The sequence below is a fragment of the Streptomyces sp. NPDC044571 genome, from assembly GCF_040647115.1.
In the GTDB taxonomy this organism is placed as follows: domain Bacteria; phylum Actinomycetota; class Actinomycetes; order Streptomycetales; family Streptomycetaceae; genus Streptomyces.
Map to the genome: position 1 here is coordinate 20,866 of NZ_JBEZBN010000021.1, position 14,691 is coordinate 35,556.

18 protein-coding genes, 2 pseudogenes and 1 riboswitch are annotated in these 14,691 nt (G+C 71.3%); of the genes and pseudogenes, 13 read left to right on the forward strand and 7 right to left on the reverse strand.

Annotation, left to right across the window (positions count from 1 at the left end; all coding sequences use genetic code 11):
* The first annotated feature begins 91 nt into the window (after positions 1-91).
* Positions 92-292: a hypothetical protein gene (locus AB0B01_RS13800; protein ID WP_361717190.1), complete on the forward strand. Its 201-nt coding sequence runs from the start codon at positions 92-94 to the stop codon at positions 290-292.
* A 59-nt stretch (positions 293-351) separates the two neighbouring features.
* Complete coding sequence (locus tag AB0B01_RS13805; RefSeq protein ID WP_361717193.1) at positions 352-1,125, forward strand: alpha/beta hydrolase; 774 nt, start codon at positions 352-354, stop codon at positions 1,123-1,125.
* Between the two features lie 23 nt (positions 1,126-1,148).
* On the opposite strand, the gene AB0B01_RS13810 is transcribed toward AB0B01_RS13805, so the two are convergent.
* On the reverse strand, positions 1,149-1,658 hold the full coding sequence (locus tag AB0B01_RS13810) for a DUF5994 family protein (protein WP_361717196.1): 510 nt from the start codon (positions 1,656-1,658) through the stop codon (positions 1,149-1,151).
* A gap of 313 nt (positions 1,659-1,971) precedes the next feature.
* Here AB0B01_RS13810 and AB0B01_RS13815 point away from each other — a divergent pair, with 313 nt between their 5' ends.
* The 8 genes and pseudogenes from AB0B01_RS13815 (at position 1,972) to AB0B01_RS13850 (ending at position 7,469) form a co-directional block, all read left to right on the forward strand.
* On the forward strand, positions 1,972-2,565 hold the full coding sequence (locus tag AB0B01_RS13815; protein ID WP_361717199.1) for a DUF5994 family protein: 594 nt from the start codon (positions 1,972-1,974) through the stop codon (positions 2,563-2,565).
* 8 nt (positions 2,566-2,573) lie between these two features.
* A pseudogene (locus AB0B01_RS13820) lies at positions 2,574-2,807 on the forward strand (hypothetical protein); the annotation flags it as partial.
* Positions 2,808-2,825: 18 nt separating this feature from the next.
* A complete protein-coding gene (locus AB0B01_RS13825) occupies positions 2,826-3,113 on the forward strand; it encodes a hypothetical protein (RefSeq protein WP_361717399.1) in 288 nt (95 codons plus the stop codon).
* Positions 3,114-3,479: 366 nt separating this feature from the next.
* Positions 3,480-3,683, forward strand: coding sequence for a cold-shock protein (locus tag AB0B01_RS13830; protein ID WP_361717201.1), 204 nt, complete (start codon positions 3,480-3,482; stop codon positions 3,681-3,683).
* Between the two features lie 324 nt (positions 3,684-4,007).
* The gene (locus tag AB0B01_RS13835) at positions 4,008-5,534 is read left to right on the forward strand and encodes a DEAD/DEAH box helicase (protein ID WP_361717204.1); all 1,527 of its coding nucleotides are present in this window, start codon (positions 4,008-4,010) and stop codon (positions 5,532-5,534) included.
* Between the two features lie 46 nt (positions 5,535-5,580).
* On the forward strand, positions 5,581-5,919 hold the full coding sequence (locus AB0B01_RS13840) for a CBS domain-containing protein (RefSeq protein WP_361717207.1): 339 nt from the start codon (positions 5,581-5,583) through the stop codon (positions 5,917-5,919).
* Positions 5,920-5,968: 49 nt separating this feature from the next.
* Positions 5,969-6,280, forward strand: a complete 312-nt coding sequence (locus AB0B01_RS13845; RefSeq protein ID WP_361717210.1) for an SCO5918 family protein — start codon at positions 5,969-5,971, stop codon at positions 6,278-6,280.
* An 850-nt stretch (positions 6,281-7,130) separates the two neighbouring features.
* The gene (locus AB0B01_RS13850; RefSeq protein WP_361717213.1) at positions 7,131-7,469 is read left to right on the forward strand and encodes a MerR family transcriptional regulator; all 339 of its coding nucleotides are present in this window, start codon (positions 7,131-7,133) and stop codon (positions 7,467-7,469) included.
* A gap of 235 nt (positions 7,470-7,704) precedes the next feature.
* Here AB0B01_RS13850 and AB0B01_RS13855 read toward each other — a convergent pair whose 3' ends face one another.
* The 5 genes and pseudogenes from AB0B01_RS13855 to AB0B01_RS13875 form a co-directional block, all read right to left on the reverse strand.
* Positions 7,705-8,328, reverse strand: coding sequence for a DUF305 domain-containing protein (locus AB0B01_RS13855; RefSeq protein ID WP_361717402.1), 624 nt, complete (start codon positions 8,326-8,328; stop codon positions 7,705-7,707).
* A gap of 73 nt (positions 8,329-8,401) precedes the next feature.
* Positions 8,402-8,812 carry a DUF6153 family protein gene (locus tag AB0B01_RS13860; RefSeq protein WP_361717215.1) on the reverse strand — a complete coding sequence of 137 codons (411 nt, stop codon included), beginning with the start codon at positions 8,810-8,812 and terminating at the stop codon, positions 8,402-8,404.
* 108 nt (positions 8,813-8,920) lie between these two features.
* Positions 8,921-9,565 carry a response regulator transcription factor gene (locus AB0B01_RS13865; protein ID WP_361717218.1) on the reverse strand — a complete coding sequence of 215 codons (645 nt, stop codon included), beginning with the start codon at positions 9,563-9,565 and terminating at the stop codon, positions 8,921-8,923.
* On the reverse strand, positions 9,529-9,909 hold the full coding sequence (locus tag AB0B01_RS13870) for an ATP-binding protein (RefSeq protein ID WP_361717221.1): 381 nt from the start codon (positions 9,907-9,909) through the stop codon (positions 9,529-9,531). Before AB0B01_RS13870 ends, AB0B01_RS13865 begins: the two co-directional genes overlap by 37 nt.
* Positions 9,910-9,998: 89 nt before the next feature.
* A pseudogene (locus tag AB0B01_RS13875) lies at positions 9,999-10,691 on the reverse strand (sensor domain-containing protein); the annotation flags it as partial.
* Positions 10,692-11,304: 613 nt separating this feature from the next.
* Between AB0B01_RS13875 and AB0B01_RS13880 the strand changes: the two are divergent.
* Together AB0B01_RS13880 and pucL are read left to right on the forward strand one after the other, a co-directional pair.
* A complete protein-coding gene (locus AB0B01_RS13880) occupies positions 11,305-12,657 on the forward strand; it encodes an aspartate aminotransferase family protein (RefSeq protein WP_361717405.1) in 1,353 nt (450 codons plus the stop codon).
* 239 nt (positions 12,658-12,896) lie between these two features.
* Complete coding sequence (gene pucL, locus AB0B01_RS13885) at positions 12,897-13,814, forward strand: factor-independent urate hydroxylase (protein ID WP_361717224.1); 918 nt, start codon at positions 12,897-12,899, stop codon at positions 13,812-13,814.
* Here pucL and AB0B01_RS13890 read toward each other — a convergent pair.
* Positions 13,811-14,287 (reverse strand): histidine phosphatase family protein, encoded by a 477-nt coding sequence (locus AB0B01_RS13890; protein ID WP_361717227.1) that lies wholly within the window; start codon positions 14,285-14,287, stop codon positions 13,811-13,813. The two genes, pucL and AB0B01_RS13890, sit on opposite strands and share 4 nt — an antisense overlap.
* A riboswitch (cobalamin riboswitch) is annotated at positions 14,287-14,438 on the forward strand. It overlaps the preceding gene by 1 nt.
* 37 nt (positions 14,439-14,475) lie before the next feature.
* Between AB0B01_RS13890 and AB0B01_RS13895 the strand changes: the two genes are divergently transcribed.
* Positions 14,476-14,691 carry a CbtB-domain containing protein gene (locus AB0B01_RS13895; protein ID WP_361717230.1) on the forward strand — a complete coding sequence of 72 codons (216 nt, stop codon included), beginning with the start codon at positions 14,476-14,478 and terminating at the stop codon, positions 14,689-14,691.

Below are 14,691 nucleotides of genomic sequence, written 5' to 3' on the forward strand. Positions count from 1 at the left end.
CCTGCGGCGCCGCCCGAGATGCAGACCGTCACTGTGCGTGTCAGCGTGATCGGAGAGGAGTCCGTACCCCACAGCACGAGGAGTCGCCGTCATGGGCGGTACGCAGGGCAAGCGCCAGGAGCCGGGCAAGGGCCGCGAGCCGCAGGAGCATCAGCGCCGCGGAGACCCCGCGCATCCCCAGCCGGGCAAGCAGTCCCGCGAAAGGGGACAGGAGCAGGGCCGGAAGGAGACCTCGCACCGCCCCGAGGACGACCTGCTGCGCGAAGAGGACCTGTACGACGAGTCGCTCTGACTCGATCGCACGTGACCGCCGACAGCCGGGCATAACCACCTCATGAGCAGGGGCATGTTGTGACAGGACAGGTCATTCCGCACGACGTACTGGGCACCGGCTCCGAACGAGCCCTCTTGCTGCACCACTGGTTCGGCGACCGGTCGAGTTTCGACCCGGTGCGCGACCACCTGGACGGGGACGCGTTCAGTTACGCGTTCCTGGACTGCCGCGGGTACGGCGAGGCGATCGACGCCGACGGCGCCTTCACGATGGAGGAGGTCGCCGAGGACGCCCTCGCCGTGGCCGACCGGCTGGGCTGGGAGACCTTCTCGGTCGTCGGCCACTCCATGGGCGCCAAGGCGGCCCAGCTGATGCTGCTGGACGCCCCACGGCGGATCCGCTCGATCATCGGCATCTCGCCTGTGCCCGCGTCCGGATTCCCGCTCGAAGGCGACATGTGGGAGTTGTTCGCCGGGGCCGCGCAAAATCCCGGCAACCGCAGGGCGATCATCGACTACACCACCGGCGGGCTGCGCGACGACGCCTGGTTGGACGCGATGGTGGACCGTTCAGTGGGGCGTTCCTCGGCGCCGGCTTTCCGCGCGTACCTGGATTCCTGGGCGCGCGTCGACTTCCACGAGCGGGTGAAGGACAACCCGGCCCCCGTCCTCCTCCTCGCCGGTGCGAACGACCCCGCGCTCGGACCCGAAGCCATGCGGGCCACCTGGATGCAGTGGTACCCGAATGCCCGGCTGGAGGTGGTCCCGGACACGGGGCACTACGGCCCGGAGGAGTCCCCCGAGGCCGTCGCCGCGGCCGTCGAGCGGTACCTCGGCCACCTCGCCCGCTGAGGCTTCAGGGTCGGGCTGCCGGATCAGGATCGGGCTGCCGGCTTGGCGGAGCCGCCGTCCGCGGCTTCCGGTGGGGTGGCGACGAGGATCTGAGCGGCCTGGGTGATGTTGTCGGCGCGGACGGCACGGGCCATCGCTTCGCGGGCGGCGTCGGCGGTGGTGTCCGGGGGAACCACCAGCAGCGCGAAGTGGTCGTTGTCGCCGCGGGTGATGAGTACGGTGTCGTCGCCGACCGGGTCGGAGTCGAGGTGCACGACCTGGTCGTCAATGACCAGGCGGGTCGGGATGCCCAGCCAGGCTGTGGCGTCCAGGCCGACCCGGGTGATGGGCCCGAGGTGCTCCGTCAGCACACTCACCAGGGCGGGCAGCTCGCTCTCGACATTGCGGGACCGGGGCCACCACGCGCCGTCGAGGACGCCCTCACGGGAGCGGGTGGTCTCCAGCCGCAGCAGGGCCGTGCCGGGTTTCACCGCCTGGTGGATCGCGTCCGGCAGGAGCAGCGGGTGCGTCTGGGGGGTGTCGGAATCAGCCATGGTGCATCCGCCCGTCTGCGAGGAACAGCCCTCTCACGTCGCGGCCGGCGCCGATGCCGGTGCCCGGCCGACGACGCGCGCGAGCCTGCCGTCGTTTCACGGTACTCCCGCCGCCGTCGACGCCGCCTGCCGCGGCACACCCGCTCCACCGCCCGCCGGGAAATACCTGGCCGGACCGGTCGGAGTCCGCTGGTCAGGCGTACAGTGAAAGCACCGGGAGTACTTCGCACACCGGCTTTCACGCGGGTGTCATTTCCGGCGATCGCCGAAAAAACCGGGCTGCCGACGTGCAGCTCGGGGGCAGGTCCGCACCATGACCACCACCACCGACCGGACCGCGCCCCGCGACCTCGCCGCAGAGTTCTCGGCACGTCTGTCCCTCACTCCGAAGACCAAGCTCGCGGGTCAGCTGGACGGGGCCTGGTGGCCCTACTCCCGTGACCTGCACGTCGAGCTTCCGCCGCTCGCGGCGGCCCTCGACGAGGTCTGGGGACGCATCACACGCGTCACCGTGAATCCCACCCGCTGGCCCCTCATCCCGCACAAGGTGCAGGTCGCCGGGCACACCGTCCACGTGGGCTGGTTCACCGAACAGCACCCCGACAAGCTGATCCTGCTCTCCCTGACCGTCGGCCGCTGGGACCTGCTCGTCGTCCCGCCCGAGACCGAACCCGCCGCCGCGGCGCGGCTCATGACCGCCGCCGCGATCCCCGGCAGCGTCCTGACCGCCGGCGCCCTGATGGCCAACGAGGCCGCCATCGGCCGCGGCATACGCGCCGCCCGGAACCGGCGCGACGCCCGGAACCGGGAGAACGCCTGGGAGACCGATGGCGGAGCCTCCGTGGCACCCTCCGGGCACCTCATCGGGCGACGCGCCCTCCCGGTACCCGAGAACACCTGGTGGTGAGCTCCCCCTTGGAATCCCACGAGACGGAAGCGCTCCCGGCGGCCGGCCATGCCGAGGTGCGCATCGTCGCCGCCACGCCCGAAGCCGCCCGCGCCGTCGCCGAAGTCCTGCGCCGCTGCTTCGACGCGACGGAACAGCGCAGCTATCCCGCCCCGGGCGGCGGTACTCGGCTCCTCCTCACCGTCGACACCGAAACCGTCGCCGGCCCCGCCCGTTCCTGGCTGACCACCAGCAGGCCCGCGGACCGAAAGGACGCGGCCATGGCCACCCTCGACGAGCGGCAGGCCTACCGCCGACAGATCCTCGGGGCCCTGTACGAAGCCGGCGAGGGCAACCGCCTTCTCGGAATCACCGGGGCGAAACTCGAACACGACCTCCACATCCCGCAACAGGACCTGGCGGCTGCCTGCACCTACCTCGCCGCCGAGGACCTGATCACCGTCGACTGGGAGCCGGGCAACACACCCGCAATGGTTTCACTGACACACCAGGGGATCCGGCACATGGAGGCCGAAGAGGAACGGGGCCACTCTGGACGGAGTCGATGACGACGACCGCCGCATCCTGCGCAGGATCGCGGGTCTGACGGCCGACACGACGCAACGCTCCTCTGGTCGAGTGGCGCGGTGAATAAATATCTGTGCCCGCGGTCTGAGAATTTGACGGACACCGCAGGAAGGGTTTTTGCCGCAACGCACAGGGCGGCATACTTCAACGCGCACAAGCCACTGCGGCGTGCTACTGTCGATCTCGGTTGCAGTTGTGGTACCCAAAACTTCAAGCGCCTCCAGCCGGCCTCCGCGCCACCTGGAAGCACTTCATATTTCCGGGCCGTTTTCCGGGCGGGGCATCATCGCAGCGACACGGTTTCCGCACAGTGCGGAGACCGGCGTACTGCCCAAAGGAGATATGACATGGCTGCTGGCACCGTCAAGTGGTTCAACGCGGCAAAGGGCTTCGGCTTCATCGAGCAGGACGGTGGCGGCCCCGACGTGTTCGCCCACTTCTCGAACATCGCCGCCCAGGGCTTCCGCGAGCTGGCCGAAGGCCAGAAGGTCACTTTCGACGTCGCGCAGGGCCAGAAGGGCCCGACGGCCGAGAACATCGTTCCCGCCTGACGCTGACGCGCAATTCGTAGCTGGGGCCCGCATCCCTCGGGGTGCGGGCTCCAGCTGCAGCATTTCCCGCAGCGCTTTCGCCTGCGGGACAGAGTATTCAGGGGCGGCACCTCCTCGGAGCCGCACCCTTCGATCGGCGCCCGGGATTTCACATCCGCACGACGCCGCCCCTTTCAGCGCCTGCGCACCTACAGATCTCGCACGTACGGATCCCTTGTAGGTCGGATTCGCTGCCGCATTTCACTCGGCCCGTTCTTGTGATTCCCGCGCTGCACTTCCGCTGCCGGAATTCCTTGATGCGCGCCGTATCAAGGAAGGTTCTGCATGAACCCCACACGTACGAACGAGCGCTCCTCCCGCACCCGCAGCCGTACCGGCGGTCCCGCTTTCGGCACGGGCGCCGGTTCGGGTCGGGGCAGCCGCTTCGGCTCGTCCGCCCCGAGCCGTTCCGGAGGTCCGAGCCGCTCGGGCGGCCACGGCCGCCGACCCGCCGCGCTCCAGGGCGAGTTCGCGCTGCCGAAGACGATCACCCCCGCGCTGCCCGCCGCCGAGGCGTTCACCGACCTCGACATGCCCGCAGCTTTGGCAGCCACGCTGACCAGGGAGGGCGTGACCGTACCGTTCCCCATCCAGGCCGCGACCCTGCCGAACTCCCTCGCGGGCCGCGACGTCCTCGGCCGCGGCCGCACCGGCTCCGGCAAAACCCTGGCGTTCGGCCTCGCCCTGCTGGCCCGCACCGCCGGGCAGCGCGCCGAGCCGCGCCTCCCGCTCGCCCTCGTCCTCGTCCCCACCCGCGAGCTGGCCCAGCAGGTGACCGACGCCCTCGCCCCGTACGCCCGCTCCGTGCAACTGCGTCTGACCACGGTCGTCGGCGGCATGTCGATCGGCAAGCAGGCCGGTGCACTGCGCGGGGGCGCGGAGGTGGTCGTGGCCACGCCCGGCCGGCTGAAGGACCTCATCGACCGTGGCGACTGCCGCCTGGACCAGGTCGCCGTCACCGTCCTCGACGAGGCCGACCAGATGGCCGACATGGGGTTCATGCCGCAGGTCACCGCCCTTCTCGACCAGGTGCGCCCCGAGGGCCAGCGCATGCTCTTCTCCGCCACCCTCGACCGCAACGTCGACCGGCTCGTACGCCGCTACCTGACCGACCCGGTCGTGCACTCGGTGGACCCCTCGGCCGGTGCGGTGACTACGATGGAGCACCACGTGCTGCACGTCCACGGCACCGACAAGCAGCGGATGACGACGGAGATCGCGGCGCGCGAAGGCCGGGTGATGATGTTCCTGGACACCAAGCACGCCGTCGACCGCCTGACGGAGCACCTGCTCAGCAGCGGAGTACGGGCCGCGGCCCTGCACGGCGGGAAGTCCCAGCCGCAGCGGACCCGGACCCTGGCCCAGTTCAAGACCGGCCACGTCACCGTGCTGGTCGCCACCAACGTGGCGGCGCGCGGCATCCACGTCGACGCCCTCGACCTCGTCGTGAACATCGACCCGCCGACCGACCCCAAGGACTACCTGCACCGCGGCGGCCGTACCGCCCGCGCCGGCGAGTCCGGCAGCGTCGTCACTCTCGTCACCCCCAACCAGCGCCGCGAGATGGCCCGCCTGATGACGGCTGCGGGCATCACCCCGCAGACCACCCAGGTCAGCTCGGGCGACGAGGCCCTGAACCGCATCACCGGTTCCCAGGCACCCTCCGGCATCCCGGTCACCATCACCGCACCGGCGTCCGATCGACCCGAGCGCAGCGGAGCCTCCCGCGGTCGGCGCAGGCCCGCTTCGGCTGCCCGGCGCATGCGCGTGCAGCGGCCCGCAGGCAATCCCGTGGGCAATGCGGCGGCCTGAGAACCACTTGATCAGAAAACTGACCCATCTCTGCAGGAGGCACGTTGTGACGCTGGTCCAGATGCAGCCCCGCCCGGCGGACGCCACCCCTGTGCACCGGACGGCGGACGTTGCCGTGGAGGCGACCGACCCGCAGATCTGTGACGACATGACGGTCGAAGTCGCCTTGTCCGTCATGGCCAGCGCCCGCGTGGGACACCTGCTCGTCTGCGACGAGGACGGCCTGTGCACCGGACTGCTGACCCGGGCCCAGCTCACCGCCGTCCGTGACGGCGACGCCTACACGGACCGAGTACGGCTGCGCGACGTCCTCGGCGACCGCGGGCCGTTCACCTCGCCCCTGACCACGAGCAGCGCTCTCGGCGTCCTGGCCCTGGCACGCTGACCCGCCCCACCGTGGTCGGCCCCTTCACCTTCTCCCCCTGTGAGGCATCATGCGCTGCGTCATCGCCCGCTTCCCCTTCGACCTGACCAAGAGCGGCGTCCTGGAATCGATGAAGGGCATCAAGCCCGAGCAGGTCATCGGCGAGTCGGTGATCATCGGCCGCCGCACCTACCCCGTCAAGCAGGTCGGCCAGGTCATCACCCGCCAGGACCGCCGTGACTTCAGCGCCGGCGAGGTCGTCCGGGCCATGACCCAGCTCGGCTTCACCTGCCGCGGCCTTCCCACGGCCGCGGCGCCCCCGCGCGTCCTCAGCCCGCTCCAGCAGGCATCCGCGATGCTCGGCACCCCGGTGACCGTCTGACCCTGGAAACGGCACGAGCCGACACCCGTACAGCCAGGAGGGCCCGACCGGCACACGCCGGTCGGGCCCTTCCCCGTACCGGCGGGCGGCGAGAAGGGCACTCGCCTGTGGACATCCCCGGCGCCTGACCTGCAGTGGAGGCCGCCCGACCGATCGTGGACCGGGCGCGAAAACCTAGCTCGCTTCGAGGCGAACGAAAATCTATCTCGGCCAGAGTAGACATTGGACGGTGGCGTGGTTATGGTTTCTCTCGTAGCCAGAGAGAGACGGAACGGCTCGGCAGAGACGAACTGCCGGGCAGCAGTACCCGCAGTTGCAGTTGGTTGGACGGTGCGGTGGTGGAGTTCCGAAGCCAGGGTTGTTGCAGGACGGCGACGGGACTGACGACCGGACCGGGTGGCCCGCAGTGATCAGGGGCCGCCGCAAGCAGTAACGCAGTGGCAGTACCCGTAGGTGCAGTACGCAGTACCCAGCAGTGAAGTCAGTGAGCAGGACCTCGGTGAAGGCGTCGGCTGCGGACGCGCGCACCGGGAGCTTGGCAAGCAGTTGCAGTTGATCACCGAGGGAAGAACGGAGGAGCCGAGCGCCATCAGGATCGCCCGGGCAGAAGTCGTGGGCCCGGGTACCGCAGGACATCGATAGTGAGGTGGTCTCCGGTCAAGCAACCGCGATCCCCGCACGCCCGACAGCATCTCGGTCGGGTCTGCGGAAACAGAAGCCCGGCGCAGTACCAGGGCCGGCAGATGGTGTAGTAGTTCCTTCGGGGCCTTGGTGCCGTACGGCACCAAGGCCCCTCCACGCGTTCCCTGCGACATGACAGACCCTGCATGACAGACATGAGAGAGGTGCAATGACAGCAGACGACTCATTCGGCCGTCTCGACGACGACGACTACCCCGCCTACACCATGGGCCGGGCCGCCGAGATCCTCGGCACTTCGCAAGGCTTCCTCCGCGCCATCGGCGAAGCCCGCCTCATCACCCCGCTGCGCTCCACGGGCGGACACCGCCGCTACTCCCGCTACCAGCTGCGCATCGCCGCCCGCGCCCGGGAACTCGTCGACCAGGGCACCCCCATCGAGGCCGCCTGCCGCATCGTCATCCTCGAAGACCAGCTCGAAGAAGCCCAGCGCATCAACGCCGAATACCGCCGCGCCGCCGAATCGTCCGACCCGTCGGCCTCGGCCTGAGGTGAGGGTGCCGTCCGTATCGGCGGGGCCGGCGGCCGACCGGGAGTCGCCCATGCCGCCCCCTCGACGCGGCGGCCGAGTCTGACCCGCCCGTCTGACCCGCCCGGTCACGGGCCCGCAGTGCGCCCAGGAGCCCGAGCACGCACCGCCGCCGATCCCCCCAGGCATCGCCGGCGAGGGTGTCACCCAGCGCCGACCGGCGCACCGGCCCGCGGTGGGGCCGGTGCGGTCGGGGTCAGGGGCGGAGGAGGGTCCTCATGCGGGCGATCTCTGCCGACTGGGACGTGGTGATCGCCTCGGCCATGGTCGTGGCCGGGGCGTAGGAGCCGGTCTTGCGCTCCGTGTCCGCCATGGCGATCGCCCCCTCGTGGTGCTTGACCATCAGCTCCAGGAAGGCCGTGTCGAAGGCCTTGCCCGAGGCCTTCTCCAGGCCGGCCATCTCCTCGGCGGTCATCATCCCGGAGGACGTACCGCCGCCGTGGGCCGAGTGGTCCGCGGCGCCCGGGGCGGGCACCTGCTCACCCCAGGACGTCAGCCATCCGGACATCGCGTTGATCTCCGGGTCCTGCGCCTTCTTGACTTCGCCGGCGAGCTTCTTCACCTCCGCCGACTCCGCGCGCGACGCGGCCAGTCCGGCCATCTCCACCGCCTGGCGGTGGTGGGGGATCATCCCCTGGGCGAAGGCGACGTCCGCCGCGTTGTGGCCGGCGCCCGGGGACTGGACGGCGGCCGAGGCCGTGGGGGCCTCGTGGCCCGCCGCCGGGTGATCGGCGGTGCTGCTGCCGCCGCCACAGGCGGTCAGCGTGAGGACCAGTGCCGTGGTGGCCGTGGCCAGCGCGACCAGGGAACGGGTGCGCATGGTGGTGGTCGTGGTCATGGTGGTGCAACTCCTCGGATGTACGGGATCAGGGCGCGCCGGAGCTCGACGCGGCCTACATCCGCAGGAGTTGCAGTTCCGCGAGGTCGGGAGGCGCCCGGCCGCCCCCGGTCTCCCCCTGGGGGCCGGCGGGCGGCGTGGCTGCGGCCGGGGTGTGCGCCGTAGCCGCCGTCAGGGCGGGCGGGGCGTAGGGGGATCCGATTCCGGCGGCCGCGCAGGTGCCGTCCGCATGCTCCAGGTGCGGGGATCCGTCCCCGCCCGAGGGCTGCGCGCAGTCCTCCGTCGCACCGTGGGCCCCGTGGACGACTCCGTGGACGGCCGCGTCGGCGCGGTGCGGGTGCGCGGTGGGCGCGCCGCCCGGGGCCAGGCCGTGCATGCCCAGTACGCCGGCCAGTACCGCCAGCACCAGCAGCACGAAGCCGCGCCCGGCGGGGCGGCGGCTCGTCGGCGACGCGGCGGAGTTCACGCAGCCATCGTACGAGCCGCACCTGGGCACGGGCCGCGCCTGGGCCCCCGGCAGCGCGCGCCGCCCACCCCCTGGCGGCGCCCCCGGGCTCGGCCTCCGGCCGTGGCCTCAGCGTTTGAGGTGGGCCAGGACCGCCAGGACGCGGCGGTTGGCGTCCGGGGACGGCAGGATGCGGAGCTTCGTGAAGATGGCCGCGGTGTGCTTGGCCACCGCGCTCTCGCTGATGTGCAGCGCGTTCGCTATCGCCGCGTTGGAGCGCCCCTCGGCCATCCGCTCCAGTACGTCGTGCTCGCGCGGGGTCAACTCCCCGGTCAGGCCCCGCGCGTTGCCGCGCGCCAGGAGCTTCGCGATGACCTGCGGGTCCATGACCGTACCGCCCGCGGCGACGCGGCGCACCGCGTCGACGAACTGGCCGGTGTCGGTGACCCGGTCCTTGAGGAGGTAGCCGACGGCTCCCGCTCCGTCGGCGAGCAGTTCGTTGGCGTAGAGCTGCTCGACGTACTGGGACAGTACGAGCACGGGCAGGCCGGGCCGCCGGCGGCGGGCCTCCAGCGCCGCCTGGAGGCCCTCGTCGGTGAAGGTCGGCGGCAGGCGTACGTCGACCACCGCGACGTCCGGCGCCTCCTCCAACAGCGCCCGCAGCAGGGCCGGGCCGTTGTCCACCGCCGCGACCACCTCGCAGCCGTGGTCCTGGAGGGTGCGCACCAGCCCGTCCCTCAGCAGGAAGAGGTCTTCGGCGAGGACAACACGCACGGAATCTCCAGGGTCGCGGTGGTCGGACCGCCCCGCGGGCTGTCCAGGGCGAGGATGCCGTCGAACGTACCCAACCGGCGCCGCACGCCCCGCAGCCCGGTACCGGCCGCCGGATCCGCACCGCCGTGGCCGTCGTCGGCGACCGTGATCCGCAGCAGCGTGTCCAACGCGTGCTCCAGAAGGATCCGGACCTCCCGGGCGCCGGAGTGCTTCGCCGCGTTCGCCAGCAGCTCGCCGACCGCGAAGTACGCGGCCGACTCGACCGGGGCCGGGAGGCGGCGGCCCGGCGGCAGCCGGCTGTCGACGTGGACGTCGAGGAAGCTGTCGAGCGCCAGCGCCCGCACCGCGTCGCCGAGCCCCCGGTCGGCGAGCGCCGGGGGTGGATGCCGCGGACCAGGTCCCGCAGGTCCTGCAGGGCGCGGGCCGAGGTCTCGCGACCGTCGAGCAGCAGCGCTCGAACCGCTGCGGGATCGGGGTGGTCGGCGGCCAGGAGGGCGGCGGCGCGGTCGAGGGCCATGCCGAGGGCGACGAGCCGGGCCTGGGCGCCGTCGTGCAGGTCCCGTTCGATACGGCGCAGTTCGGCGGCCTGGAAGTCGAGGGCCTCGGCGCGGGTGTCGGTCAGGTGCTCGACCCTGCGGGCGAGTTCGGCGCTGCGTGGCGCGGCCGGCAGCCGCCGGTCCCAGCGGGCGTGCAGCCGCAGCACGGCCGGTGCGAGGGCGAGCCCGCCGACCACGAGCACGAGGCCCAGCAGCAGGGCGGTGAGCATGGTCGCCGTGCTGCGCACCGGTACGAACGCGTACCAGTTGCCGGGGCCCAGCCGCCGCCACAGGAACGGCTGCACCAGCGCGCCGAAGACCCCGTACTCGACCAGGGCGAGCGGCACCGCGACCAGCAGTCCGCCGACCAGCGGCTCCAGCCAGGCCCACCGCAGGTCCCGCCAGAAGCCCTCGTCGCCGAGGACCCGCGCCGCCCGGTCGGAGGCCAGGGGCTCGGGCGGGGTGACCCGCACCCCCGACCAGGCGGCGGACCACCGGCGCGAGCGGTCCGACAGCGCGCGCAGCGCCCTCGCGGCGGGCGGCAGCAGCGGGAACCCGGCGCCGACGGGCAGCAGGAGTACGGAGCCCACGACGAGGCCGCCGATCGCCGAGACGGCGCGGCCGGGCCGGTGAACCGCACGTCACCGGTGATCCGGCCGTACGCCGCCACGGAGCCCCGATGACCAGCAGCGTGGTGGCCTGCAGGGCCCAAGGTCAGTTGGAGGACCTCCGCCGGCACCCCCGTCTCCGCCTGGACCCCGCCCAGCAGGCCGGACGCCAGGAACGCGACGGCCAGGAACACCCCGGCCCGGGCCGTCGTCCGCCCCGCCGAGGCCGGCGCCGCGCCCATGGCCGGGTGCGCTGCCTTACCCGCCGCCCCGCGCGCTGCCGTACCCGCCGGCGTGCCTGCTGCCGGTCCCCTGTTGCCGTCCATGGCGCTGTCCACCCTCGTACCCCCGTGCGATCCGCCCGCCCACGACGCCGTCGACGATGCCGCCCGCCGGAGCCCGGCACATTGCACCTGGGTGCCCGGTCGGGGTGTACCTTCGTACAGTTCCACAGTTCGGAAACGAAATTCCGCCATGCGGTGAGCCCGGGCCCACAACAGGAGGAAAGATGAGCGAGAGTCGCGTCGCACTGGTCACCGGTTCCGCCACATCGCCTGACGGGACCGACCACATCATGGACAACTACGCTCACATCATGAACGCAGAAGCCGCCAGCGCCCTTGCCGCCGTCAAAGACGCCGACCGGAAGCACGTCTTCCATTCCTGGTCGGCGCAGGAGCTCATCGACCCCCTCGCCGTGGCCGGGGCCGAGGGCTCGTACTTCTGGGACTACCAAGGCAACCGCTACCTCGACTTCTCCAGCGCCCTCGTCTACACGAACATCGGCTACCAGCACCCCAAGGTGACCGCGGCCATCCAGGAGCAGGCCGCCCGCCTGTGCACCGTCGCCCCCGGCTTCGCCGTCGACGTGCGGTCCGAGGCCGCCCGGCTGATCGCCGAGCGCACGCCCGGCGACCTCGACAAGATCTTCTTCACCAACGCCGGTGCCGAGGCCGTCGAGAACGCCGTACGGATGGCCCGGCTGCACACCGGCCGGCCCAAGGTGCTGTCCGCGTACCGCTCCTACCACGGGGCCACGTCCACCGCGATCAATCTGACGGGCGATGCGCGCCGCTTCGGCAACGACAGCGCGACCGCCGGCGTCGTGCACTTCTGGAGCCCGTTCGCCTACCGCTCGCCGTTCTACGCCGCCACCGAGGCCGAGGAGTGCGAGCGCGCCCTGCGCCACCTTGAGGACACGATCGTGTTCGAGGGCCCCCGGTCCATCGCCGCGATCATCCTGGAGACGGTCGGCGGCGCCCCGGGCGTGCTCGTGCACCCCGACGGGTACCTGGCGGGCGTCCGGGCGCTCTGCGACCGCTACGGCATCGTGTTCATCCTCGACGAGATCATGGTCGGCTTCGGGCGCACCGGGAAGTGGTTCGCCTCGGAGCACTGGGACGTCACGCCCGACCTGCTCTGCTTCGCCAAGGGCGTGACCAGCGGCTACGTCCCGCTCGGCGGGGTCGCCATCTCGGGCGCCATCGCCGCGACCTTCGCCCGGAGTCCCTACCCGGGCGGGCTGACGTACTCCGGCCACGTGCTGGCCTGCGCCGCCGCCGTGGCGACGATCAACGTCATGGAGGAGGAGGGCGTCGTCGAGCAGTCCGCCCGCACCGGCGAGCAGTTGCTGGGGCCGGGCCTGCGGGCGCTGGCCGAGCGGCACCCCTCGGTCGGGGAGGTCCGGGGCCTGGGCACCTTCTGGGCCCTGGAGCTCGTACGGGACCGCTCCACGCGCGAGCCCCTCGTGCCGTACAACGCGTCCGGGGCGGACAACGCGCCGATGGCCGAGTTCGGGGCGGCGTGCAAGAAGGGCGGCCTGTGGCCGCTGACCGCCGGCAACCGCATCCACGTCGCCCCGCCCTGCACCATCGCCCCCGAGGACGTGGCCAAGGGGCTGGCCATCCTCGACGAGGCCCTGCTGGTCGCGGACGCGCACATGGTCTGACCTGCACGGACGTACGGTCCCCCAAGCCGTGGCTGCCTGTCTCGGAGGATCTGCGCCATTCCGACCAGCACGTGAACGTGCTGAAATCCGACAGAGCACCTACGGACCGGGATGCACGTCAGTCCCGGGGCGGTCCTCCGGGACCGAACGGCGGGGAGCGGGCTGACCGCTGGACGCCGGGCGTACGGGATCCAGACATCCAGACATCCGGACTCCGTGTACCCGAAGGAAGACCGCGCATGAGCAAGCACGTCCTGGCCCAGAACCAGTACGGCAAGGCCGAGAACCGCATCGTGAAGGTGACCCGCAAGGGCAACGACGGATCCTGGCACGAGATCCGCGACCTCAACGTCTCCGTCGCGCTGCGCGGCGAGTTCCGCGACGTCCACCTGACCGGCGACAACGCCAACTGCCTGCCGACCGACACCACCAAGAACACGGTGTACGCCTTCGGCAAGGAGCACGGCATCGCCTCCCCCGAGGCCTTCGGCATCCTCCTCGCGAAGCACTTCGTCTCCTCGCAGTCGCCGATCCGCGAGGCGCAGATCCGCATCGAGGAGTTCGCCTGGGAGCGGATCCCGGTCCCGACGCGCAAGGAGCAGCACTCCTTCGTGCGCAAGGGCCAGGAGGTCCGGACCGCGCAGATCACCTACAGCGAGACGACGGGCCTCCAGGTGATCTCGGGCCTGAAGGACCTGACGGTGATGAACTCGACCAACTCCGAGTTCCACGGCTACATCAAGGACAAGTACACGACGCTGCAGGAGGCGTACGACCGCATCCTGGCGACCAAGGTCACCGCGCGGTGGGCGCACTCGGCACTGGCCGCCGACGACGCCGCGTACGACTGGGACCAGTCGTACAAGAAGGTCCGCAAGAACATGTTGGAGGCCTTCGCGGAGACGTACTCGTACTCGCTGCAGCAGACCCTGAACCAGATGGCCGAGCGCGTGCTCGACAACTGCCCCAAGGTCAACGAGGTGCGCCTCAACCTGCCCAACAAGCACCACTTCCTCGTCGACCTGGAGCCCTTCGGCCTCAAGAACGACAACGAGGTGTACTTCGCGGCGGACCGGATGTACGGCCTGATCGAGGGCACCGTCCACCGCGACGGGGTCCAGCCGGTGATCGCGACGAGCGACTGGATCGTCGCCTAACTCCTGCTCCCCGAACCGCCCCGCTCTTCGACAGGGGCTCCGAGCAGCAGGTTCCAGCGGCCCGCCCGGCCGGTGAGGGTGGTCACGGTGTCCGGGCGTACGTCGAGCCGCCAGAAGGCGGCCGGGGGCAGCTCCAGCGCATACACCGACGCAGCCCGTACGACGGCCTGCTCGACCGGGACCCGGTGCGTTCCTGCGGGCAGGCCGGCCAGCTCCGCGCCGACCCGAGCGATGAGCGCGTCGAGGGACTCCCCGCCGGGCGGGGCGTACGCCGGGTCCGTCAGCCAGCGTTGGACGGCGGCCGGGTCCTGGGCCGCGACCTCGTCCAGGGGGCGGCCCGCCCAGGCGCCGGTGTCCGGACCGCGGAAGCCGGAGTAACCCGGACATTCGGCACCGCGGCCGAATACCGCCTGCCGCGCCGAGTCGTCGAACGGGTGTGCAACGAACTGAACTCGTACAACGGCCCTCTTCATAAGGGGAGCGTAAACGCGGTACGGTCTCACGCGACAACACAAATAAGACGACGGTATGACGGAAGTCCGGTGAGAACCCGGCACGGTCGCGCCACTGTGAACCCGCCCCGAGGGACGGGAAGTCAGACCCGCCACCGTCGTTGTGAGCACCACTGACCGGGACGCGTGTTCCCTCTGGAGGTCCTGCCATGGCCCACTCCGCCGTGCCGTCGACGGGCGCATCCGCCGTCGCCCCCATCTCGCTCTCCGCGCTGACCCCCTGGGCGCTGTTCGCCGGCGTCCTCATGCTCGTCCTGCTCTACCTCGTCGGCGCCGAGCAGGGCGCCACCGCGATCTTCCAGGGCGACGGCATCCACGAGTGGATGCACGACGGCCGCCACCTCCTCGGCTTCCCCTGCCACTGA